General features: G+C 63.2%; 22 protein-coding genes and 1 pseudogene. 13 read left to right on the top strand and 10 right to left on the bottom strand.

The window, feature by feature from the left end; translation table 11 throughout:
• The 4 genes and pseudogenes from OS914_RS14760 to OS914_RS14745 all read left to right on the top strand — a co-directional run.
• Window positions 1-344: pseudogene (locus tag OS914_RS14760) on the top strand (cation diffusion facilitator family transporter); the annotation flags it as partial.
• A gap of 282 nt (window positions 345-626) precedes the next feature.
• Window positions 627-1,337 (top strand): response regulator transcription factor, encoded by a 711-nt coding sequence (locus tag OS914_RS14755; protein ID WP_267546820.1) that lies wholly within the window; start codon window positions 627-629, stop codon window positions 1,335-1,337.
• Window positions 1,338-1,348: 11 nt separating this feature from the next.
• Complete coding sequence (locus OS914_RS14750) at window positions 1,349-2,887, top strand: sensor histidine kinase (RefSeq protein WP_267546819.1); 1,539 nt, start codon at window positions 1,349-1,351, stop codon at window positions 2,885-2,887.
• A gap of 105 nt (window positions 2,888-2,992) precedes the next feature.
• Window positions 2,993-3,283, top strand: a complete 291-nt coding sequence (locus OS914_RS14745; protein WP_267546818.1) for a WXG100 family type VII secretion target — start codon at window positions 2,993-2,995, stop codon at window positions 3,281-3,283.
• 26 nt (window positions 3,284-3,309) lie between these two features.
• Here OS914_RS14745 and OS914_RS14740 read toward each other — a convergent pair whose 3' ends face one another.
• Together OS914_RS14740 and groL are read right to left on the bottom strand one after the other, a co-directional pair.
• Window positions 3,310-4,305, bottom strand: coding sequence for a ribonuclease HI family protein (locus OS914_RS14740; RefSeq protein WP_267546817.1), 996 nt, complete (start codon window positions 4,303-4,305; stop codon window positions 3,310-3,312).
• A gap of 266 nt (window positions 4,306-4,571) precedes the next feature.
• A complete protein-coding gene (gene groL / locus OS914_RS14735) occupies window positions 4,572-6,209 on the bottom strand; it encodes a chaperonin GroEL (RefSeq protein WP_267546816.1) in 1,638 nt (545 codons plus the stop codon).
• A 403-nt stretch (window positions 6,210-6,612) separates the two neighbouring features.
• Between groL and OS914_RS14730 the strand changes: the two genes are divergently transcribed.
• Complete coding sequence (locus OS914_RS14730; RefSeq protein WP_267546815.1) at window positions 6,613-7,164, top strand: TM2 domain-containing protein; 552 nt, start codon at window positions 6,613-6,615, stop codon at window positions 7,162-7,164.
• Between the two features lie 12 nt (window positions 7,165-7,176).
• Here OS914_RS14730 and OS914_RS14725 read toward each other — a convergent pair whose 3' ends face one another.
• Window positions 7,177-7,620 carry a LapA family protein gene (locus OS914_RS14725; RefSeq protein ID WP_267546814.1) on the bottom strand — a complete coding sequence of 148 codons (444 nt, stop codon included), beginning with the start codon at window positions 7,618-7,620 and terminating at the stop codon, window positions 7,177-7,179.
• Window positions 7,621-7,846: 226 nt separating this feature from the next.
• Here OS914_RS14725 and OS914_RS14720 point away from each other — a divergent pair, with 226 nt between their 5' ends.
• The 3 genes from OS914_RS14720 to OS914_RS14710 are packed head-to-tail and all read left to right on the top strand — an operon-like array spanning window position 7,847 to window position 10,031.
• Window positions 7,847-8,884 (top strand): NAD-dependent epimerase/dehydratase family protein, encoded by a 1,038-nt coding sequence (locus tag OS914_RS14720; protein WP_267546813.1) that lies wholly within the window; start codon window positions 7,847-7,849, stop codon window positions 8,882-8,884.
• The gene (locus tag OS914_RS14715) at window positions 8,881-9,336 is read left to right on the top strand and encodes a pilus assembly protein CpaE (RefSeq protein ID WP_267546812.1); all 456 of its coding nucleotides are present in this window, start codon (window positions 8,881-8,883) and stop codon (window positions 9,334-9,336) included. The genes OS914_RS14720 and OS914_RS14715 overlap by 4 nt, the downstream gene beginning before the upstream one ends.
• Entirely contained in the window at window positions 9,333-10,031 is a 699-nt protein-coding gene (locus OS914_RS14710; protein WP_267546811.1) for an HAD family hydrolase, read from the top strand. Before OS914_RS14715 ends, OS914_RS14710 begins: the two co-directional genes overlap by 4 nt.
• A gap of 41 nt (window positions 10,032-10,072) precedes the next feature.
• Here OS914_RS14710 and OS914_RS14705 read toward each other — a convergent pair whose 3' ends face one another.
• From OS914_RS14705 to OS914_RS14695, 3 genes are read right to left on the bottom strand one after another with little or no spacing between them, the layout of a single operon-like run.
• Window positions 10,073-11,386, bottom strand: coding sequence for an ABC transporter substrate-binding protein (locus OS914_RS14705; RefSeq protein ID WP_267546810.1), 1,314 nt, complete (start codon window positions 11,384-11,386; stop codon window positions 10,073-10,075).
• The gene (locus OS914_RS14700) at window positions 11,383-12,033 is read right to left on the bottom strand and encodes a LytR C-terminal domain-containing protein (RefSeq protein ID WP_267546809.1); all 651 of its coding nucleotides are present in this window, start codon (window positions 12,031-12,033) and stop codon (window positions 11,383-11,385) included. Before OS914_RS14700 ends, OS914_RS14705 begins: the two co-directional genes overlap by 4 nt.
• Window positions 12,034-12,073: 40 nt before the next feature.
• The gene (locus OS914_RS14695; protein ID WP_267546808.1) at window positions 12,074-12,355 is read right to left on the bottom strand and encodes a DUF3263 domain-containing protein; all 282 of its coding nucleotides are present in this window, start codon (window positions 12,353-12,355) and stop codon (window positions 12,074-12,076) included.
• A gap of 143 nt (window positions 12,356-12,498) precedes the next feature.
• Here OS914_RS14695 and OS914_RS14690 point away from each other — a divergent pair, with 143 nt between their 5' ends.
• Window positions 12,499-13,257 carry a uracil-DNA glycosylase gene (locus tag OS914_RS14690; protein WP_420713961.1) on the top strand — a complete coding sequence of 253 codons (759 nt, stop codon included), beginning with the start codon at window positions 12,499-12,501 and terminating at the stop codon, window positions 13,255-13,257.
• 107 nt (window positions 13,258-13,364) lie between these two features.
• Complete coding sequence (locus tag OS914_RS14685; RefSeq protein WP_267546807.1) at window positions 13,365-14,189, top strand: siderophore-interacting protein; 825 nt, start codon at window positions 13,365-13,367, stop codon at window positions 14,187-14,189.
• Here the strand turns inward: OS914_RS14685 and OS914_RS14680 are convergent.
• Window positions 14,186-15,661 carry a threonine/serine exporter family protein gene (locus OS914_RS14680; protein WP_420713960.1) on the bottom strand — a complete coding sequence of 492 codons (1,476 nt, stop codon included), beginning with the start codon at window positions 15,659-15,661 and terminating at the stop codon, window positions 14,186-14,188. The genes OS914_RS14685 and OS914_RS14680 overlap by 4 nt on opposite strands.
• A 254-nt stretch (window positions 15,662-15,915) precedes the next feature.
• On the opposite strand from OS914_RS14680, the gene OS914_RS14675 reads away from it, so the two are divergent.
• On the top strand, window positions 15,916-17,367 hold the full coding sequence (locus OS914_RS14675; RefSeq protein WP_267546806.1) for an ABC transporter permease: 1,452 nt from the start codon (window positions 15,916-15,918) through the stop codon (window positions 17,365-17,367).
• Between the two features lie 3 nt (window positions 17,368-17,370).
• A complete protein-coding gene (locus tag OS914_RS14670; protein ID WP_267546805.1) occupies window positions 17,371-18,051 on the top strand; it encodes an ABC transporter ATP-binding protein in 681 nt (226 codons plus the stop codon).
• A gap of 82 nt (window positions 18,052-18,133) precedes the next feature.
• Here the strand turns inward: OS914_RS14670 and OS914_RS14665 are convergent, their stop codons facing one another.
• Complete coding sequence (locus OS914_RS14665; protein WP_267546804.1) at window positions 18,134-18,376, bottom strand: DUF2630 family protein; 243 nt, start codon at window positions 18,374-18,376, stop codon at window positions 18,134-18,136.
• A gap of 134 nt (window positions 18,377-18,510) precedes the next feature.
• Window positions 18,511-19,959 carry an amino acid permease gene (locus tag OS914_RS14660; RefSeq protein WP_267546803.1) on the bottom strand — a complete coding sequence of 483 codons (1,449 nt, stop codon included), beginning with the start codon at window positions 19,957-19,959 and terminating at the stop codon, window positions 18,511-18,513.
• A 219-nt stretch (window positions 19,960-20,178) separates the two neighbouring features.
• On the opposite strand from OS914_RS14660, the gene OS914_RS14655 reads away from it, so the two are divergent.
• Window positions 20,179-21,051 (top strand): prephenate dehydratase, encoded by an 873-nt coding sequence (locus OS914_RS14655; RefSeq protein ID WP_267546802.1) that lies wholly within the window; start codon window positions 20,179-20,181, stop codon window positions 21,049-21,051.
• Window positions 21,052-21,106: 55 nt separating this feature from the next.
• On the opposite strand, the gene OS914_RS14650 is transcribed toward OS914_RS14655, so the two are convergent.
• Window positions 21,107-21,895 (bottom strand): FadR/GntR family transcriptional regulator, encoded by a 789-nt coding sequence (locus tag OS914_RS14650; protein ID WP_267546801.1) that lies wholly within the window; start codon window positions 21,893-21,895, stop codon window positions 21,107-21,109.
• Window positions 21,896-21,909 lie beyond the last annotated feature (14 nt).

Below are 21,909 nucleotides of genomic sequence, written 5' to 3'. Positions count from 1 at the left end.
CGGCCGCGATCATCGTTTTGCTGTGGGGGACGGTGCGAAGCATCGGCCGGCGACTGATGGACGGGATTGAACCCGAGCTGCTGGACCGAGCGGAGGCAGCCCTGGCTGGCACCCCCGGTGTCCATTCAGTCCCCACGCTCCAGCTGCGTTGGATAGGCCACCGACTGCAGGGCAACGCGAGCATCCAGGTCAGCGACACGACAATCACGGCCGCCGGGCTAATAGTCACCGAGGCCCGGCACAGATTGAGCCATGCCTTGCCCAATCTGGACCAGATGTCCCTCCAACCAGTTATCACGCCGGTTGATCGCCATCTTGACCATCAAACGCCAACGCACGGATGAGCCGATCCGTCCCACTATGGGCGCTGCCGCAAAAATCAGCTCCGCCGCCCTGGCACTGATCCCCGGATGAATTCACCGGCTCTGCTGGCTGCGGTTCTGACATCCGGGAGCCTTTTGTCCCCGACCCACCTGGGCTGCGGTGGGAAAACGTCCGGCCGGCAGCCCACTTATGTTGCCTACGGATTCACTGAGAGTGTGCCACGCGCCAGCTGGGGGTGAGCTGACAGTGCGCTCACAAGGTACGTCCAGCTAATTCCCAGCAACTAGTCGGAGACTGAAAGAGTGAAAAAGACCGGACCAGAAGCGAAGCTCCTTGTAGTTGACGACGAGCCGAATATCCGCGAACTACTGTCCACCTCCCTGCGCTTCGCAGGTTTTGAGGTGATCGCAGCGGGAAACGGCCGCGAGGCACTCGCAGCCGCCGAAGAGCACAACCCGGATCTGGCGGTACTGGATGTTATGCTGCCGGACATGGACGGCTTCACTGTTACGCGACGGCTGCGCGCTGCCGGCAGGCATTTTCCCGTCCTTTTTCTCACCGCACGGGACGACACAGAAGACAAGGTCACCGGACTGACAGTGGGCGGAGACGACTATGTCACAAAGCCATTCAGCCTCGATGAGGTGGTAGCACGAATCCGCGCGGTCCTGCGGCGCACCCAGCCCACAGAGGACGACGATGCCGTCATCCGGGTAGATGATCTGGAGCTCGACGACGACGCACATGAGGTTCGCCGCGGGGGGCGTTCGATCGAGCTCTCGCCGACCGAATTCAAGCTGCTGCGCTACCTGATGCTCAACCCCAACCGGGTTCTGTCCAAGGCCCAGATCCTCGATCACGTCTGGGAATACGATTTTAACGGCGATGCGTCCATTGTGGAGTCCTACATCTCTTACCTGCGACGCAAGGTCGATACGGACCCAGACTCTCCGGCGCTGATCCAAACCAAACGCGGCGTGGGTTACGTGCTGCGGACGTCCGAAAAGCGCTAGCGGGTCCTTCCGTGATCCGCACTTGGAAGAACGCCTCGCTGCGTACTCAGCTGGTGGCGATCATCAGCGCTCTGCTGGTGGTGTCGCTGCTGGCGCTCGGAGGCGCCACGTATGTTCTGCTCCGCTCCTTCTTGCAGGAGCAGATGGACAACCAGCTGAAAACCTTCCAGAGCTCGATTGCACAGGCCGGGATCAGCGCCTCCGACACCAATGGCAGTTCACCCTTAGGATTCGAGTATTTCGTCCGCTTCTCCTACCCGGACGGCAGGGTCTTCATCGAAAACCGGCAGGGGAAAAATGATCCGGTACTTGACCCCTATACGCTGCCGGAGGCTAACAAACTGGCGGACCACCCCTTCACGGTTAGCGGCACAAACGGCGCCGATCCCTGGCGCATCATCATCGTTTCTCCGGCCAACATTAGGAGTCAGAATGGAACCGGCGCCTCCACCAATTTTGCCGGTTACGTCGTCGTCGGGCTTCCCTACACGGATCTGAACAACACTATGGAACGGCTGGCCACGGTGATTGCGGGCGTGGCGTTGCTGGCGGTGGCCCTGGGAATCGTGATCGCCCGCTGGACGGTGACGAGATCGTTCCTGCCGCTCTCGCGGGTGGAAAAGACCGCGGCTGCAATCGCCGCGGGTGACTTGTCCCGTCGTGTGGAAATCGAAAATCCCGCCACGGAAGTCGGCCGCCTGTCGGGTTCGTTGAACGCCATGCTGGCGCACATCGAATCCGCTTTCGCTGCCCGGACCGTTTCCGAACGGCGAATGCGCCGCTTTGTTGCCGATGCCTCGCATGAGCTCCGTACCCCGCTGGTGACCATCCGCGGCTTCTCCGAGCTTTACCGCCACGGGGCCCTGCAGAGCTCTGAAGACGTGACGACCGCGATGGGACGGATCGAGAGCGAGGCCAAGCGGATGGGCGAGCTGGTGGAGGACCTGTTGATGCTGGCCAGAATCGACGAGCAGCGTCCGCTGCAGCGCAAACCCGTAGACCTGCTGCTGTTCGGGCACGACTCCGTGATTGATGCTCGGGCCGCGGCCCCTAACCGGGAGATTAAAGTCGTAGGGCTCGACGGCGGCCCGGGCACCAGTGCGCCCGCCAGCGGGGACGAAGCCAAACTGCGCCAGGTGGTGGCCAATCTAATGGGCAACTGCCTCCGCTACACCCCTGAGGGCAGCCCGGTGGAAATTGCCGTTGGTGTCACCGAAGCGGACGGCGGGAGGCGCTCGGTGCTGGAGGTACGCGACCACGGACCGGGCATCTCGGAGGAAGAAGCCCCGCGGATCTTCGAACGCTTTTACCGCGCTGATTCTTCACGCAACCGGGACACCGGCGGGAGCGGATTGGGCCTGGCCATAGTCTCCGCCCTGATTGCCGCACACGATGGGACGGTCCGGTTGGAACCAACCCCTGGCGGCGGCGCCACGCTGGTGGTCTCCCTCCCGTTCCAGCCTCCCGACGACTCTGATGAAGGCGACGAACAAACTTCATACCATCAGATTCAGGCCAACGAGGCTGGCTATTCCTCCACCGATGCGTGACACAGACAGCCATTCACACTTGTGCTGCTGCCGCTGGCGACGGGAAGCATGGGCTTTTAGCCTCGAGTTATTAGGCTAACGCTCAATCTTTAGGAGATACCCAAAATGGCCGAATTCCACGTCAACAGTGACGATCTTTCGCTCAAAAGCCAGGCCGTGAAAGGCTCCATTGACCAGATCCGATCGGAGGTGGACGCCATGCAACGCAACCTGCTGGATCTGCAGTCAAGCTGGACCGGAGCCGCAGCCAGTAATTTTCAATTGCTGCTCACGGATTGGCGGAGCACTCAGCTCCGGGTTGAAGCCTCGCTGGAGAGCATCAACCGAGCCCTCGCCATGGCCGCAACTCAGTACGCCGAGGCGGAAGCGGCCAACACGCGCCTATTCGCCGGCTGATTCGACGCAAGGCGCCCGGAAGGGCTTTATGCCTCGGGGGTGCCTTGATGGAAACGGAGCCGCCACCGGCCACCGACCTGCCGCCACAGCGAGCTGCGCAGCGCTGAGCCCCGGCGGTCGGTCGTCCGGTAGGTCAGCAAAGCCGTGGCGTCATCAAGCAGATCCAGGTTAAGCACATCCATATCTGGGTTGGGTTCAGTGTCAACGCCGATGGCGCCGAGCATCGCATCGCGGTTCCACATTCGTCCCGACACGCCGAACTCTTCAAAATCGGGGTGCAGGAGTACAGCGACACGGCTGGCGTCACGGCGGATATCCGGTCGCATTAGCTCCTGTTCAAGGGTCACAATATGATCCCGGACGGAGGTAGTGAGCGGGACAAAATCATCTTCCACAGCACCGTCTTCCGAGGTGTGGTCTTCCCCCAGAACGGAGAACAGGTCAGGTTCGGCATCCAAAAATGAATTCGTCCAAACGGGCGCCGCAGCCTCGATGACATCCTCAGCAGCCTTGACAGCTTTGGCCTTCGGCGCAGCATCCATATCCGTCGCGACGGCGCCGGGATAGCCCGGACCCGCCGGCACCGGCTTTCGCGATTGGTAGGCGATTGCCACGGCACGCGCACGAACATCCGCCGCTTCGTTCAGGTCATGCCCGGCATGGCCCTTCACCCATTCGAAGCTGTAGTCCCGACCAACGATTGCCGCGTCGATGTCCTTCAGCAGCTCCACGTTCAATACCGGTTTGCCGTCGGCTTTGCGCCACCCCTTCCGCTTCCACCCTGCCATCCACTTGGTGATGCAGTTGATGACGTACTGGCTGTCGCAAAGGATGCGCAGGTGCTCCTCCCGAACGTGCTCCGTGGACCGGAAGAGGTCCAGTACGGCCATCAGTTCGCCTTGATTGTTGGTGCCGTGGGGCCATCCGCCGGCGCGCCAACAGGTATCGTCCACGTACCAAGCCCATCCGGCCGGTCCGGGATTTCCAAGGGCGGATCCATCTGCGGCAGCAACAATCGTCATGTGTCCATACTTTCATTCCCCGGCACTCCAGCCGGACAACCCAAGCATCGACCGCGCCGCAGATGCTTTTGACGTTAGTCCCTGTCCTCGACACCGCCACCACTTCGTCAGGTGTGTCTCTAAGGCGTTGCTGGCGCGCCCTGCGCAGCACCTTTAAAGACGCAAAAGCGCCTTTGCCTGTAGCAGGGGTGGATTCCGGGCTCTTTTTTCGGAATCTTACTGCCCGCGGGGCAAAGACGCTTTTGCGTCTAGTGAGGCCAGAGTGGCTAGAAGCCGCCCATTCCGCCCATTCCACCCATGTCGTCTCCGCCACCGCCGGCCGGAGCCGACTTCTGCGGCTTGTCGGCCACAACAGCTTCGGTGGTCAGGAACAGACCGGCAATGGAGGCGGCGTTCTGCAGAGCAGAGCGGGTCACCTTTACCGGGTCGTTGATGCCGGCCAGCAGCAGGTCCTCGTAGACGCCGGTTGCAGCGTTGAGGCCATGGCCGACGGGCAGGCCGCGGACCTTCTCGACAACGACGCCGGGCTCCATGCCCGCGTTGAATGCGATCTGCTTCAGCGGCGCGTCAATGGCAACGCGGACGATGTTTGCACCGGTTGCTTCGTCCCCTGAGAGGTTAAGGTTAGCAAATGCCTTGACCCCAGCCTGAATCAGCGCGACGCCGCCGCCGGGGACGATGCCTTCTTCGACAGCTGCCTTGGCGTTACGCACTGCATCTTCGATGCGGTGCTTACGTTCCTTGAGCTCGACCTCAGTTGCGGCTCCGGCCTTGATGACTGCAACTCCGCCAGCCAGCTTGGCCAGACGCTCCTGCAGCTTCTCGCGGTCGTAATCCGAATCGGAGTTTTCAATCTCGGCACGGATCTGGGCAACCCGGCCGGCGATGGCATCGGCATCGCCGGCACCTTCGACGATGGTGGTCTCGTCCTTGGTGACGACTACCTTGCGGGCACTACCGAGCAGTTCGAGGGTGGTGTTCTCCAGCTTGAGGCCGACCTCTTCGGCGATGACCTGTCCGCCGGTCAGGATGGCAATGTCCGCCAACTGAGCCTTGCGACGGTCACCGAAGCCCGGAGCCTTGACGGCAACGGACTTGAAGGTTCCGCGGATCTTGTTCACGATCAACGTGGCCAAGGCCTCGCCCTCAATGTCCTCGGCGATGATCAGCAGCGGCTTGGAGGACTGCATGACCTTCTCCAGAACGGCAACGAGATCCTTCACGTTGGTGATCTTGGAGTTGGCGATCAGGATATACGGGTCTTCGAGGACCGTTTCCTGGCGTTCTGCGTCGGTGACGAAGTACGCGGAGATGTAGCCCTTGTCGAAGCGCATCCCCTCGGTGAGCTCCAGCTCCAGCCCAAACGTGTTGGACTCCTCGACGGTGATGACACCTTCCTTGCCAACCTTATCCAGCGCCTCAGCAATCAGGGCACCGATTTCAGGATCCCCGGCCGAGATGGACGCGGTAGCGGCGATCTGTTCCTTGGTCTCGATTTCCTTGGCAGAGGAGAGCAATTCGGCGATAACGGCTTCGACAGCCTTCTCGATTCCGCGCTTGAGGCTCAGCGGGTCGGCTCCGGCCGCGACGTTCCGCAGGCCTTCCTTAACCAGAGCCTGCGCCAGAACGGTAGCCGTCGTCGTACCGTCTCCGGCGACGTCGTCCGTCTTCTTGGCAACTTCCTTGACCAGCTCTGCGCCGATCTTCTCGTACGGGTCGTCCAGCTCGATCTCCTTGGCGATGGAAACACCATCGTTAGTGATCGTTGGAGCGCCCCACTTCTTTTCGAGCACGACGTTGCGGCCGCGCGGGCCGAGCGTGACCTTGACGGCGTCGGCGAGGATGTTCAATCCGCGCTCCAGACCGCGGCGTGCCTCTTCATCGAATGCAATGATCTTGGCCATGTAGGCTTCAGTCCTTTCGGGACAGTCATTTTTGGACTCAGACCCAGGCTGCGGTGCCCGCGACGGACGAGCCGTGGACCAGCGATCTCTTTACGCCGGCCGGCTGGCTCTCACCACACTGGTTCATGCTTCACTCGCTCCGAAACTGTCCGTTTTTTAGCAGTCAGCACCGGAGAGTGCTAACTCAACAATTAGCACTCGTCCGCGGAGAGTGCAAGCGCATGAGTGCGCTTGCGCTCGGGGCGAACCCTGGATGCCGACGACGGCGGCGCTATGGAAGTCAATTACTAGTCGGGGTGGTCGCGATGGCATAGCGTTGTAGATGGCAGGTATTCCTACGCGCAGCGGCGCAGGTTCCCATCCGCAGCGTCCATCCATTCCTCCCTGCATTTAAGGACCGGTCATGAGCGAGAACCCGCAGCACGGCATCCCCGCCGAGTCCAACGAGCCGCCGGAGAACAGGCCCTCGGAGACACCCGGCTATCAGTCATCTGGCTCCCCCTACCCCGACGGCTCTCCCTACCCCGGCGCGCAGCCCTACTCCGGCGCGCAGCCCTACTCCGGCGCGCAGCCCTACCCGGGACCAGAACCCTACCCGGGAGCGCAGCTACCACCGCAGCAGCAGTATCTTCAACAGCCCTCCGGTCAACAGCCCTACCTCGAGCAATACGGCCAGCCCGGATACGGCCCACCGGTTTATGGCCAGCCCGGATACGTTGAGCAGAAATCCAAGATAGCGGCCGGTCTGCTCGGGATTCTCCTTGGCTCGCTGGGGGTCCACAATTTCTATCTTGGCTTCACCGGCAAGGCTGTTGCGCAGTTGCTGATCACCGTGCTGTCCCTGGGGTTCCTCTCTTGGGCCAGCGCCATCTGGGGGATCATTGAGGGGATTTTGATCCTGACCGGTTCGGAAGGCTTCCGGCGCGACGCCAGGGGCGTTCCGCTGCGGGACTGACCACGTTTGGGGCTACGGTTTCCCCAGTTTCCGGGCCCGGCGGCTCTGGACGCGCAATTGAACGATCCTGGCGCCCCCGGCGAGCGCCACCAGGATCCCACCTCCCACCGCAGCAATGAACAGCGCGATGCCCAGAGCCAGGGATCCTTCCAGTCCCAGGAATCTGACCAGAACCTGATCCTGGTTCTGAATGAAGAAGATAATCAGCAGGACCAGCACGACCAGCGAGACGGCGACGGCGACCCACACCGCAGCTGCCCGGGTCCTGCTGTCCGCGCTGGGCGGCGGCGCAGCTGTCGGCTCCCCATCGGCCGGGGATTCCGGGGCCAGAGCAGCAGCGCTTCCCGCCCCGCTGTCCTGCCTAAGTCCCGGTCTCGCCGGGACTGGCGTCCGCTGCCGATCAACCGGCTGGCTGCCGTGATTACCCGACAATGGTTCGCGTGGTTCGGTGGTCATGATCCGATTCTCCTATCCATTCAAGCGCTCGTCCTTGAGGGCCACTGATTCTCCAGCCGCGCTCATATTGGTTTTCGATCCGCGGGCGCGGCGGCTGTTGCCAAGCCTCATCCTAGAACGGAACAGGGCCGCAACGGCCTTGCTAGCGGCACAAGCCGACAATAGGCTTGCTAGTGATCAGCACGCTTGCTTAGTGTTGCTGCAGCGGCGGGCAAGGGAGTGCGGGATGCGGATAGCTGTCATCGGGGCCACGGGGAACGCCGGAACGGCGCTATTGCGGCGTCTGCACGGGGCCGACGGCGTCGATGCCATCCTTGGCATCGCCCGGCACCTTCCCGATCCGGACACCGAGCCGTACGCCGGAGTTCAGTGGCACCCTGTGGATATCAGCTCCGCCATGGCGGCGCCGCAACTGTCTGCCATCCTTAACGGAACCGACGTCGTCGTCAATCTGGCGTGGGCCATCCAGCCGAACCACGACGAGGCGGCCATGTTCGCCACCAACGTCACCGGGTTGGAGAATGTCCTTCTGGCGGCCGTCAGCGCCGGCGTCCAACACATCGTCTACGCGTCCTCCGTCGGCGCGTACAGCCCGGGCACGAAGATCCGCCGTACCGACGAGACGTGGCCCACGGGCGGCATCCACACCTCGCATTACAGCCGGCATAAGGCCGCAGCGGAGCGCTTGCTGGATGCGTTCGAGGCCGAGCAGCCCAACCTAGTGGTGAGCCGTCTGCGCCCTTCGCTAATTTTTCAGCGCGGCGCCGGCAGTGAAGTAGGTAGGCTTTTCCTTGGTCCCTTCGTACCCAAATATGCCGGCTACAAAATAACGACGCCGTTGCTGCCGCTGCCTCGGGAGCTTACGTTCCAGGCGGTGCACGCCGACGACGTGGCGGATGCCTATTGGCGCGTGATCGAGCAGCGGGCTGCCGGCGCCTTCAATGTGGCAGGCGAGCCGGTCATCACCCCGGAGCTGCTGGGCTGGATTCTCGGGACCCGGCGGATCATCACGCTGCCCCTGGCCGTCCTGCGGGCTCTTGCCGCCGTGACCTGGCGGCTGAGATTGCAGCGCACGGACCCGGGGTGGATTGATATGGCAGCTCAGTCGCCGGTGATGTCCACCGACAAGATCAGGGCGCTTGGCTGGGAGCCGCGGATCAGCTCCGTCGACGCGATGGTGGAGGTAATCAAGGGCATGGGATACGGCGATGGGGTGCAGGGCTCACCGAAACTCCTGCCCCGGAAGAAGGCTGCGTCGACGTGATTTCCACCGAACTGGCCCGGGAGCTCCAGGATGCCGGTCTTCGTTGGGCGCCCGTCTCCGGGGATGCCTTTTGCATCGAGCGGCTGAGTAATAGCTCCGATGCCCTTGAGGCCAACGAGGTTTTCGTGGTCAGCGACATGACCATTGAGGCACACGCTTATGCCACCGGGACCATACTGGGGATGAACGGCACCACCGAATGGGCACTGGATTCGGTGGCGCTGGAAGAATCGCTATGGCTCCCCCGCGAGGATCAGCTGCGCGATTTGCTCGCCGGGACGTTCCGGGCCCTGCGCCGCGAGAGCGGGGCACCGGCACTGTTCACGGTGGAGATCCACCGCCCGGACGGAAGCAGGCATTACACGGACACTGACCCGGCCCAGGCATACGGTAAAGCCCTCCTGGCACTCATCACGGGCGAAACGACAGAGCGAGGTACGGAGGCATCATGAGTGGTCACGGCGGAAAAAAGTTCGGCGTCCTCTTTGATGTGGATGGCACCCTGGTCGATTCCAGCTATCTGCATACGGTCAGCTGGTGGCAGGCCTTCCGCCGGCAGGACCTGGACGTGCAAATGGCCTCCATCCACCGCGCCGTTGGTATGGGCGGCGATAAAATCATTGCCCACCTCCTGGGACCGGATCGGAACGCAGACGACGACGCCGCGCTGGAGGCCTCGCACGGCGCCATCTTCTCGACTCATTGGCCGGCTCTGCGGGCCTTCCCCGGCGCCAAAGACCTACTGGCCCAATGCGCGGACGCGCAGCTCGCCGTCGTCCTCGCTTCCTCGGCCCGGGAGGATGAGCTCGCCGTCCTGAAGGCAGCGCTGAATGCGGACGCCAGCATTGACGCCGCGACCAGTTCCGGGGACGCCGAGCACAGCAAGCCCGAACCGGATATCCTCATCGCAGCGCTGCGGGCCGGGCAGCTGGAAGCGGCGAACACGGTCTACGTCGGAGACTCCGCCTGGGACGTTTACGCCAGTGCTGAATTGTCCATCCCGTGTGTGGGACTGACATGCGGTGGTACGAGTGCGGCTGAGCTGCGGGACGCTGGGGCCGTGGCGGTCTACCGGGATCCGGCGACGTTGCTCCAGGAGCTGGCAGAGAGTCCGATCGGGAAACTGGCCGCCCGCCAGGCCGGGTGAGCCCCTGCGCCCAGTCCGCGCCGGTCCAGTCGCGCCTTCACCTAGGGGGCGGTTGTCTTCTCCGTGCCGCTCATTGCCGGTCTATTGTCTGCGCCGTAGCTATAGACAACATAGTTGGCCGCCGTAATGTCGCCGTTTTCGTCAAAGTTTATCGGACCGGAGATCCCCTCATAATCGATGCTCTGCTTCCGGGCCAGTAGCTCTGAGCAGTCCGGATATCCGGTGCAGGGCGTGCCAGCGGCGGCTTTTCCACCGTCTCCCACGCCCGATCCGCCCGAGACGGATATGAGGCGCGCGGCGATGGAGGATCCGGCGTCGTCATCCGCGGCCGTTGCCGCCAAAGCCGCCAGGATCACCGCATCATAGGTTTCGGCGGCGAACGTCATATCTTTGAGCCCGGGAGTGAGCGCCAGCAGTTGCTTTTGGAATTCCGCGGTCGGGAAGATCCCGGGCAGGATCCCCTTGGCACCCTTAAGCGCAGCAGAGGCAAGCCCGGTGCCATAATTCCCCGTTGCCCCGTCACTGAGCACCAGCTTGGAACCGGGGATTCCGGCGTTCGCGAGCTCGGCCAGGAGCGACTGCCCGCCCCCGCGGGCAACGACGATCACCGCATCCGCTTGGGCGTTTTTGACCTCCCGCACGGTCTCCGCCTCGGCACCGGGGTTCGCCTGAGCATCGACGGCAACGGCGTCCGTCCCCGCATGAGTGCCGGCGGCGGCCACGGAGCCGGTCCTTTTCAACGCCTCGGTCACGGCGCGGGAAATTTCCGCACCGTAGCTGCCGCTCTCATGCAGCACCGCGATTTTGGGGCCAATGTCCGCCGCCAGCTTCGCCAGCACCTGCCCCTGCATGGTGTAGGCGGCCTGCGTCCTGAAGTAGTAGCCGCCGCTGGCAGCATCGCGCAGGCCCGGCGCAGTGTTGGCCGGTGAGATCAGCGTAATCTTGGCTGTGCTGAGCACCCCAATGGCTGCGGCTGCGTTCGCGGAATCCGTGGGACCGATCACCACATCAGCCTTCAACGCCGCCAACGTGGTCGCCTGGGATGTTGTATCCGCGCCGGGCGTTGCCGGCAGCAGTTCTACCGGTTTTCCCTTAAACCCACCGCTGATGCTGATTTGATTGACGGCTAGTTTGGCCGCGGCCTGCTCGGAGTCGTTGAGGAAGCCCTGGGCGCCGCCGTTGTCCAGCAGCAGACCAACCTTCAGGACGCCGTCGCCGCTGGCCCCAACCGAAGCGGTCCGGGCATTGCCGGAAGGCCCGGAACAGGCCGTAATCGCCAGGGCGGCGGCCAGAACCGCAGCCCCCAAGGCCGTGGCGGGGGCTGCAGTGCTCCCGCCGTTCCGGCCCTTCGTCACTGAGCCCCCGGGCCCAGCACCACGGCCAGCGGAACCTGAAGCTCGAAGGTTTGTACCGTCCGTCTTATGCCCAACAGTTGTCCGAGCGCCTCGGCGTCGGCTGCGTCATCGGCCGAGCTGTAGAAAATCACGGAGCTTGGCTGGGCGGCCCCGGCCCAATTTCCCGTCTGGCTCACGGGCCAGCCCGCGTCGGTCACCATGGAGCCATACTTCGCCGCGAGCCCGACCACGCCGGAGGCATTCAGGACGCTGACCGGCGTCGTCTTGTTCACCCCGGCGGCTTCCGGAGAAGGCGTCGGGGACGCGGTCGCCAACCCTGAAGGAGACGTCTTTGCGGACGGTGCCGCGGCCGGTCTGCTGGTTCCAGCGCTGCTGGAAGGTGCGCTGGAGGACGGCGCGGGTGACGCTGTTGCCGTGGATGACGCGGTGGACGAAGGCGCAGGTGACGTCACGGTGCTCGACGAGGGCCCGAACCCCAGCGTGGGAAGAACGAAGAACGCCACCGCACCGATGAGTAGAGCGAGTACCGCGAAGGCCAGAATAGGGACAAGGCCCGAGCGGGGCGCGTCATTGAAACTTCGGTGTACACCGCGGCGCGACGAATTTTCGGGGACCTTGTCGAACTCGTCCCGCGGATATTTACTCATATGGCAGTTGCGTCCTTGTGGTGTATTGCGCGGCTTCGCGTCAGTTCCCCAGCCGGCGGGCCGTCCTGGCCCGCTGACGCGACGTACGTAGTCTACGCAATCTCTTGACCAACATGGGATCGTGGGCTAGCGCTGCTTCGGTGTCGATCAGCACGTTCAGGATCTGGTAGTAATGCGTTGCGGAGATATCAAAAAGTTCGAAGATAGCCTGTTCCTTGGCTCCGGCGTACTTCCACCATTGCCGTTCCAGCGTCAACATTTGCGCGTCGCGTTCGCTGAAACCGCCGTCGGATTGCGGCATTACGGGTGCGGGCTCGGTCATGCACACTTCCCTTCGGGTTCAGGCAACGGCGCAGGCAAGGCAGCGGCATTTGGTTCGGGCAGTCGGCTGCTCCCCATGATAATCGGGAATCACACTGTTGTCATTTGGCGCACTATCCGGACGCGATCGGCCAGAATGGGTGGGTGACCACTCCAGATGCGCTGTTCAACCTCTCCGCGGTGGCATCCCTCCCGGCAGAGGATCCAGCCACCTTGAGCCTGCTCGCCAGCGACCCGCTGTCCTTTATGGCGCCGGATTGGGCGGCTGCGCTGCAGCCCGTCGAGGGGCAGCTGCGTCGGATGGGACAGTTCCTGATTCAGGAGCACGACGACGGACGGGGCTTTCTGCCGCGCGCCCAGCATGTGCTGCGGACCTTTCAGCGCCCCATGGCCGGAGTCAGGGTGCTGATTGTCGGCCAGGATCCGTACCCGACGCCGGGCCATTCGGTGGGGCTGGCTTTTTGCACCGAGCGCCACACCCGTCCGCTGCCCCGTAGCCTGGTCAACATCTATAAGGAGCTGCAGGCGGACCAAGGCATCCCCCCGGCGCTGCACGGCGACCTGAGCCCGTGGGCGGATCACGGTGTGATGCTGCTCAACCGGGTTCTCACGGTGACACCCGGGGATACCGGTTCGCACCGGCGAAAGGGCTGGGAGACTATTACCGATGCCGCGATCAGGGCCTTGGTTGCCCGTCGTTCCCCTCTGGTCGCCATCCTCTGGGGCAAGGATGCGCTCAAACTCGAGCCGCTGCTCGGCGGAACTCCTCTTGTCATTTCCGCCCATCCCAGCCCGTTGTCGGCATCCCGCGGTTTTTTTGGCTCTCGGCCGTTTGGCCGGACAAACGAACTCCTTCTCTCCCAGGGTGCCGGGCCGATCAACTGGTCGCTGCCCCCGTTGTAGGCTGGCAAGGTTGCCCCTGGGCCCCGCACCTGCCTGCATCCGCCTGCACCTGCCTGCACCCGCCTGCACCCGCCGGGAGTCCCGCCACCGATCCGAGGAGTCCTGCTGTGACCATTGCCCCTGCCGTGAAGCCTCGTCCGCAGGCCACTTTGGCCGTAGTGCGCAAGGAGTGGCTAGGTGACCACATGGTCCGGATCGTTGCCGGTGGCGTCGGCTTGGTCGATTTCACGCCGAATGGTTTCAGTGACATGTACGTCAAGATTCATTTTCCGCAGCCCGGCGTCAGCTATCGCGAGCCGCTGGACGTTTTTGCCCTCCGCAACAGCCTGCCGCGGGAGCAGTGGCCGTCCACGCGCACCTACACCGTGCGCTGGGTGGATGCACAGGCGCAGGAATTGGCCATCGACTTCGTGGTTCACGGCAGCGAGGGCCTCGCCGGACCGTGGGCAGCAGCCGCCGCCCCCGGCGACAGGCTGATTATTTCCGGCCCGGGCGGCGCCTACCGGCCGGATCCGGACGCCGATTGGTATCTGCTGGCCGGCGATGAGGCCGCCGTTCCGGCCATTGCCGCAGCCCTTGAGGCCCTGCCGGCAAACGCCGTCGGCTCTGCCTTCCTGGAGGTCGACGGCAACGAGGACATCCAGACGATCGCCGCCCCGGCGGGAATCGAAGTAATCTGGCTGCTCCGCAGGGGCCAACCCGCGGGCACCAGCAGTTTACTGGCCGATGCCGTGGCTGCTGTTCCTTGGCAGGACGGACGCGTGGATGTCTTCGCACACGGTGAGCGCGAATATATGAAGGCCCTGCGCGCAATCCTGTTCGCGGACCATGGTCTGGAACGATCACAGGTGTCCCTTTCCGGCTACTGGGCCCGGGGCCGTAATGAAGACGGGTTCCAGGCCGAGAAGAAAACCCCGATCGGCAAGATCTAGCGCCGTCGGTTACGCCGTTTCTCATTGCTGCCGTGGCCGCGGGTAAGCGGGCGGGCCAAATTATCGCCCAGCACTACGCCGGCGGCCACGGCCAGGATAATGATCAGTGCGTTGAACAGTCCTACGGCGCCTTCCACGGAGGCAGCTGGGGTAATGGTCATGACGAACATGGCCCGGAAGATGGACAGGCCTACCAGCAGGAAAATGCTGGACGGAACGGCGATCACCAGTTGCGGCGCCCCCATCCGCAGCGCCACGGCCCGGGCCGCCATCCCCACGGCCACGGCCGCCACGGCCGGCGCCAAGCGGTCCCCCAGGCCGGCTGCGGTGGCGAGCAGAAGCACGCAGTAGCCGAGCAATCCGATCAGCCCGGTAGGCAGCAGCAGCTTTAACGTGGTTTGCTCGGCGATGCCGATGGCCACCGATGCCAGGATCACCAGCGGCAGAGCCGCCCATAACGGCAGGGCGCCGGAAAAGGGGTTGGTGACATCCAGCCGGCCGGAGCCGAATAGAGATCCAAAAACCAGCCCCACCGCGATCCCGGAGACAATGGCGCCAAAGGTCAGGAAGGCGGAGAGGAAACGCCCCGCCGCCGTGACCGGGAACCCATTGATGGCATCCTGCACGGCGGACACGAGGCGGCCGGAGGGCAGCAGTAGCAGGATCCCGCCGGTGACCACCGAAGCCGGGGTCAGCGGAACTTCCAGCAGCGCGCAGATCAAGGCAATCGCGGTCACCAGGAAAGAACTGGCCGCCGTGGTGAAAAAGTCCGGGACCCGCCATTTACCCAGCGTTCGGGACAGCAGCCCCACCAGCAGCGAGCTCAATAATGCCACCAGGGCGCCGAAGCCCGTCCCGCCGATGACGGCTACGACAATGGCGGCAAACCCCGCCTCCGCCAGCGTGACCATCCAGCGCGGGAACGGCCGCGGGCTCCGAAGAATGGCGTCCAACCGCCGGTAGGATTCGTCCCGGCCCACGCCGCCCGAAACGATGTCCGTCACCAGCTCATGCACCAGCGACAGGCCAGCGTAATTATTGGTCCAAGACCTTACCACACGCAGCAACGTGATGGGGGTAGCGTCCTTTTTCGCGTAATTGATGATCACGGACTGGTTGGTGATGTCCACCTCGATATTGCGCAGCCCCAAAGCCGCAGTGACCGCGATGATGCTGGTCTCCACCTCCAGGGCGCCGGCGCCATAGCGAAACATGGTTTCCGCCAGGTGCAGCGCGAAGTCGATGGTCTTGCGGGCCGAGGCATCCACCCCGCCCACCTGAATCGTCGGGTTTGCATAGGGGCTGCCCGCCAGACGGTCCACAATACTCATCGGCGCGGTCGGTGGCGCCTCGCCTTGGACGAGTTTGCGCAGCACACTGCGGGCCGCGTAATTCTGCTTTGCCGCCGGCACTACGGGGATCATTCCGGCGTGCGGCACCGGGCGCCTGGGCTGCGGTGATTTGTCGCTCATGTGGCCTTTCCCGCCGGCCCGCGTCCTGCCGTCCTCGCGGAACACAAAACGCCAGCCCGACGGCGTTATACGGTGACGGATCTCTGCGTCCAGTCTAACGTCCGGCGGCTGAGCAACGCCTGAACGGACACCGCGATGACGTCCCGGGCAACTCACAGCCCACTCCCAGCCCGGTAAAGGGACTTCCACGGCTCGGCCCTCAAAGATGAAGGAGAACAGGCGCCGCGTGAGCGCCGGAAATCTATGGAGTAAACATGAGTGTTCTCGCCCGTAGCGTGGGCAATGCCTTTCGCAACAAGGTCCGCAGCGGTGCCGTCGTCATCATTTTGGCAGTCGCCATCGGACTGGCCTTGTCCATGCTGGTGGCCAATCAGGCCGTGGCAGACAAAATCACGTCGCTGAAGGCATCCGTGGGAAATAACCTGACCGTCAATCCAGCCGGTTCCCGCGGCGGGCAGGGCGGCGGGGAACCGTTGACCGCTGCGGACCTCAGCACCGCCTCGACGGTGGCGCATGTCAGCTCCGTGACCGGGACGCTGAGCCTGCGGCTAAGCAGCAACGCCAGCACCACCGCCACGGCACCGGGCGGACAGGGCGGAGGCCCGGCCGGAAGGGCCGCCAGCGGCACCACGAGCCTGGTGTCCGCCATCGACCCTGGCACTTTGGGTAACCGGGCGAACGGCTCGACTTCCAGCAGCGGAGGGACCGGGGCCGGCAGCACTGCGGTCAGGCCCGCCTTCAGCATCCCCATTGAGGCGACCGGCATCGCCGGCGCGGTCAACGCCGCCGGAGTGCCCATTAACATCACCGACGGCACGGCCCTCAACGATTTCGCGGGGACCTCCGCCCAGGCGCTAGTGGGCAGCACCTTGGCCACTAAGAACTCCCTAAAAGTCGGTTCCATGTTCACCGTCGATGACCGGACCATGACGATCAGCGGAATCTTCGACGCCGGCACGGCCTTCGACAATAACGCCATCTACCTGCCCCTGACCGCCGCACAGACCCTGGCCAGCCGGCCCGGCGAGATCAGCACCATGACGGTACTCGTGGACAGCATCGATAATGTCGACGCCGCCAAGACGGCGCTGGCCTCCGCACTGGGCAGCACCCGCGTGGATGTCACCGCCGGATCGGCCAATCTGGGATCCGCCATCAGTTCGCTCAGCAGTGTGCAGAGCATTTCGCTGATCGGCTTTATCGCGGCGCTGGGCACGGCCGGACTGATCGTTTTGCTGATCATGATCATGGTGGTCCGGGAACGGCGTCGCGAGATCGGCGTTTTGAAGGCGATCGGTGCGTCCAACCGCAGCATCGGCGTCCAGTTCGTTTTCGAAGCTCTGGTCCTGGTGGTGATGGGTTCTGTTGTTGGCGCAGTGATCGCGGCCTTTAGCAGTAATTCGATCGTCGGCGCGCTGGTTTCGAGCAATACGGGTACGACGACGGCGGCCGCCAGGTCCGGGCGGCAGGCTTTGCGTGCGGCAGGACAGACAGCTGGCGGGTTCGGCGCGGCCGCGGGCCCAGGTGGCGGCCGCGGGGCCTTCGCCGGAGCGAGTCGGCTCATCGGCACCGTCAGCACGTCCCTGGGGTGGCAGACCCTGGTCTTGGGTGTGCTGGGAATTCTGCTCATTGCCGCCCTCGGTGCATTGATCCCGGCGCTGCTGACAGCCAAAGTCCGTCCCATTGAAGTTCTGCGAGGAGAGTAAGAGATGCTGGAAGTAAAAGACGTCGTCAAGTCATTCAAGACCGGCGATCACACCATCAAACCAGTCAACGGAGTCTCTTTTTCGGTGGAACAGGGCACGTTCGCAGCCATTTTAGGCAAAAGCGGCAGCGGGAAGAGCACACTCCTTTCGCTGCTTGGCGCTTTGGATAAGGCTACGTCCGGGGACGTTCTGGTCGATGGAGTCAATATCAGCCAACTGCCGGATTCAAAATTGACGGCCTACCGCCGAGACGACATCGGCTTCGTCTTCCAGCAGTACAACCTGATCCCCAACCTGTCGGCCAAGGAGAACGTGATGCTGCCGATGGAATTTGCCGGTGTATCCCGGGCCGAGCGCAGTGCGCGGGCCGTGGAACTGCTCAGCCAGGTGGAGCTGGCTGAGGAAACGCACGATCGAAAGGCCAATAAGCTCTCCGGCGGTCAACAGCAGCGCGTCTCGATAGCCCGGGCACTTGCCAATAGACCCAAGCTGATCCTGGCGGACGAGCCGACCGGAAATCTCGATGACGAAACGGGCGAGCTGATCATCGAGCTGTTGCGCTCATTGTGCCAGGAAAAGAACACCACCATTTTGGTCGTCACCCACGATCAGGCCCTGGCCCGGAAGACGAACCGCAGGTTCCGGCTTGCCCGGGGCAAAATCACCGAGATAACTCAGGGCTAACGAGCCGTAGGGCGCCCCCGCGTAGTCGCTGCGGAGTGCCCCTGCGGCCCTGTCGCGGCCCGTCGTCTTGAGCCGCCCGGCGCTACTGCCGGTAGCCCTCAACCTCTTCGGAAGGACGCACGGAAGCCTCATCGGGGTTCTGGCCAGCGTCGAGTTTGGCCCGCCGCTGCCGAAGCAGGTCCCAACATTGATCCAGCTGGACCTCAAGATGCTTCAGATCCGCACTGCGGGACTTCGACTCCCCTTCCGACGGTGCGGATTCGCGCAACTGTTGTTCCTGCTCCACGAGTTCCTGAATCCGCTGATGTATCTGTTGTCCGTCCATCGCCGTCTCCTAAGTGTCTATTGTTGCCGGGCTGCCTTCTGCGGACTGAGAACGTCTTCAGTGCTGTGACTCTTGAACTGCCGGGTCCGCTTCAGCGTCGTGGTCCCTAGGCTACGCAGAGCTCCGGCGGCTGACTAGACGCTCTCGTTCTCCAGGCTTTCCTCCAGAACGGGACTATTCTCACCGGATCCTTGCAAGGCCTGCGGATTCTGCGCGCCGTTAGCGGCATGGATTTTTCTGCCGCCGCGGTAGCGGTAGAGTCCGATGGCCACGACGACAGCGGCCAGCGCGGCTGAGAGGAGCAGTGATTCCCTGGTATCGGGGAGAATGATCATGCCCACCAGCAGCGCCGTGATGCTGGCAATGGCCAACCACGTCAGGTACGGGAAGGCCCACATTTTCAGCGGGAGGTCCCTAGCCGCCGTACCCATACGACGGCGCAGAATGAGCTGAGAGACTGCGATAACCAACCAGACAAACAACGCTATTGCACCCGAAGTATTGACGAGGAAAAGAAAGACAGTGTCCGGGGCAATGTAGTTCAGGCCGACGGTGATGAAGCCGACGACGGTGGACGCCAGAACCGCCGCAGCGGGAACACCGCGGGTGGATATCCCCCGCAGCGCTTTGGGAGCATCCCCGCGGCTGGAGAGCGAAAAGATCATCCGGCTGGCTGTGTAGAGTCCCGAGTTCAGGCAGGACAGTACGGACGTCAGTACGACGACGTCCATTATTACTCCTGCTCCGGGGATACCGTACAACTCGATAACGGCGACGTAAGGGCTTTTCGCCACCGACGCATCGTTCCAGGGCAGCAAAGTCACCACGATGGCAATCGAACCGATGTAGAAGATCAAGATGCGCCAGACCGTAGATTTGACCGCTTTTTTGACCGCATTCACGGGGTTGGCTGACTCGCCGGCGGCGATGGTGGCAATTTCCGCGCCGAAGAAGGAAAACACGACCACAAGAATCCCCGCCAACACTGCCCCGCCACCATTGGGCAGGAAGCCGCCGTTACCGGTGAGGTTACTCATCCCGGGTGCCTTGACACCAGGCAACCATCCTAGGATTGCCGCCACGCCCAGCAGCAGGAAGATGGTGATCGCCGCAACCTTGATGGAAGCGAACCAGAATTCAAATTCCCCGAAGGATTTCACCGATGCGACGTTGGTCAGCGTCAGCAGTACCATCAGGATCAGCGCCCAGATCCACTGGTCCACACCAGGCGCCCAACGGTGCATAATCGCGGCACCGGCAGTCGCCTCCACGCCCAGAACTATGATCCAGAACCAGGCATACAACCAGCCGATGCTAAAGCCCGCCCATCGGCCCAGCGCCTTGTCCGCGTAGGTAGAGAATGAGCCCGTTTCCGGATTGGCAGCGGCCATCTCCCCCAGCATCCGCATCACCAGAATGACCACCAACCCAGCGGCAGCATAGGCAATGAGAATGCCCGGACCCGCCTGCCGGATTGCAACACCGGAGCCGACGAACAGCCCGGCACCGATCACGCCGGCAATGGCGATCATGGACAGATGCCGGGGTTTAAGCGTTTTGGAAAGTTGTTGGTCTGCAGTCACCGATGATATCCATTCTGTTCCTCGACTCAGCTCTCGGACGGCAGACAGGCCGCCAGGCACGAGCCGGCTCGTAGTGAAGGGCGTGGGCTGTGTCACAGCCGGGTTTTACTGTAACGGCAGTTTCAACTGCCGCCTATGTGCAGTTGGACAGTTCCGGCGGACTGCTACTGAACGGACGCCCTTTTAGGGTGCCTGCCCCGCACTAACTAGCATGGAATCATGACGTCAGCAGCAGAACCCACCGTAATCGGTTCCATTGCCTACCAGGGCGAGCCCGGGGCGAACTCGCACATTGTCTGCCTCGAGGCGTACCCCGGCTGGAATACGATCCCCTGCTCCACCTTCGAGGATGCCTTCGCGCAGGTCACCACCGGAGCGGCCCAGCTCGCGATGATTCCAATCGACAACTCGGTGGCAGGACGGGTGGCGGACATTCACCTGCTGCTCCCGGACACCAGTCTGCAGATTGTCGGCGAGCACTTTCTGCGGATCCGCTTTGACCTACTGGGTATACCCGGTGCCACCATTGACCAGGCACAAGAAGTCCACAGTCATGTCCACGCCCTGGCCCAATGCCGCCGCTTCATCCGCGATCACGACCTCAAGCCGGTCGTTGCCGGGGACACCGCCGGGTCCGCCCGCGAGGTACGCGACTGGAACGATCCGACAAAGGTTTCGCTGGCTCCGCCGCTGGCCGCCGGCATGTACGGGCTGGATACTCTGGCCAAGGATGTGGAAGATGAGCACCACAACACCACCCGGTTCGTAGTGCTCTCTCCCCCACAGAGCTACCCGGAGGCCGGGAGCGGGCCGCTGGTCACCAGCTTCGTCTTCAGGGTCCGCAACATCGCCGCGTCACTGTACAAAGCGCTTGGTGGTTTCGCGACCAATGGCGTGAACATGACCCGGTTGGAGAGCTACATGGTGGACGGTGAATTTTCCGCCACCATGTTCATGGTGGACGTGGAAGGCCACCCCGAGGACCGCGCCCTGAAGCAGGCTCTGGCGGAGCTTACCTTCTTCAGCACGGAGCTGAGGATCCTGGGCGTCTTCCCCGCCCACCCCTACCGGCAGACCAGAACAACGGATTAGATCCTCACCGCTGGCAAAAGGGTGCGCCAGCGGTGAGGGCCTATGGTCGGCTGTCTTAAGCGTTCGGGTTCCTGGTCCACAGCGATTGCATCTCCCGTACCGCACGGTCGGTGATCCGTAACATGGCGTCCCGTGCCTGCACGGGGTCGCCGCGCTGAATGGCACTGGCCACATCCACATGCATCTGGAGCGCTTCTTCGTGGGGGTGTTCCGGCATCAGACCGTAGTTGGTCCGCCCGGTCAGCACCTCGGCCACCAGGGTGTGCAGCCGGCCAAACATCTCGTTCCCCGAACTGGAGAGCACAAGGCGGTGGAACTGGATATCCAAATCGAGGAAGAGGCCCGTGTCGCCGTCCCGGCCTGCCGCCCACAGCTTCCCTGCCAGTCCCATCAGGTCGCTGGCGTCGCTGAGCGGTGCCCGCAGCGCCGCTAATTTGGCGGCCTCCGGCTCAATCGCAGCCCTCAGTTCGTACAGGGAGCGCAGTTGTGCGATTCGTCCCGCGGAGGCTAACCGCCATCGGATAATCTGGGGGTCGTACAGATTCCATTCCGAGGACGGCAGCACCGAGACGCCAATTCGGCGCCGCGAGGTGACCATGCCCATCGATGCCAATACGCGAAGAGCCTCCCGCACCACGGAACGCGAAACCTGGCAGCGTTCTTCAAGTTCTTCGATGCGTAGGGTGGAACCGCCGTTCAGCTCACCAGAGCTGAACGCCAGCCCCAGGAGCTCCACCACCTGCGCGTGGAGACCGCCTGTGCGGGCCGGATCCGAGGCTGCTTGAAGACTAGTGCTCTCACTGGTTTCGGCAGCGGCACCGTGCGAAAATTTCCCGGGTTCCATGGCATTGATCATAT

It is taken from the genome of Arthrobacter endolithicus, assembly GCF_026627425.1.
GTDB lineage: Bacteria > Actinomycetota > Actinomycetes > Actinomycetales > Micrococcaceae > Arthrobacter_M.
Note: the sequence above shows the minus strand (reverse complement) of the source record. Positions and strands in the feature narration are given on the sequence as shown.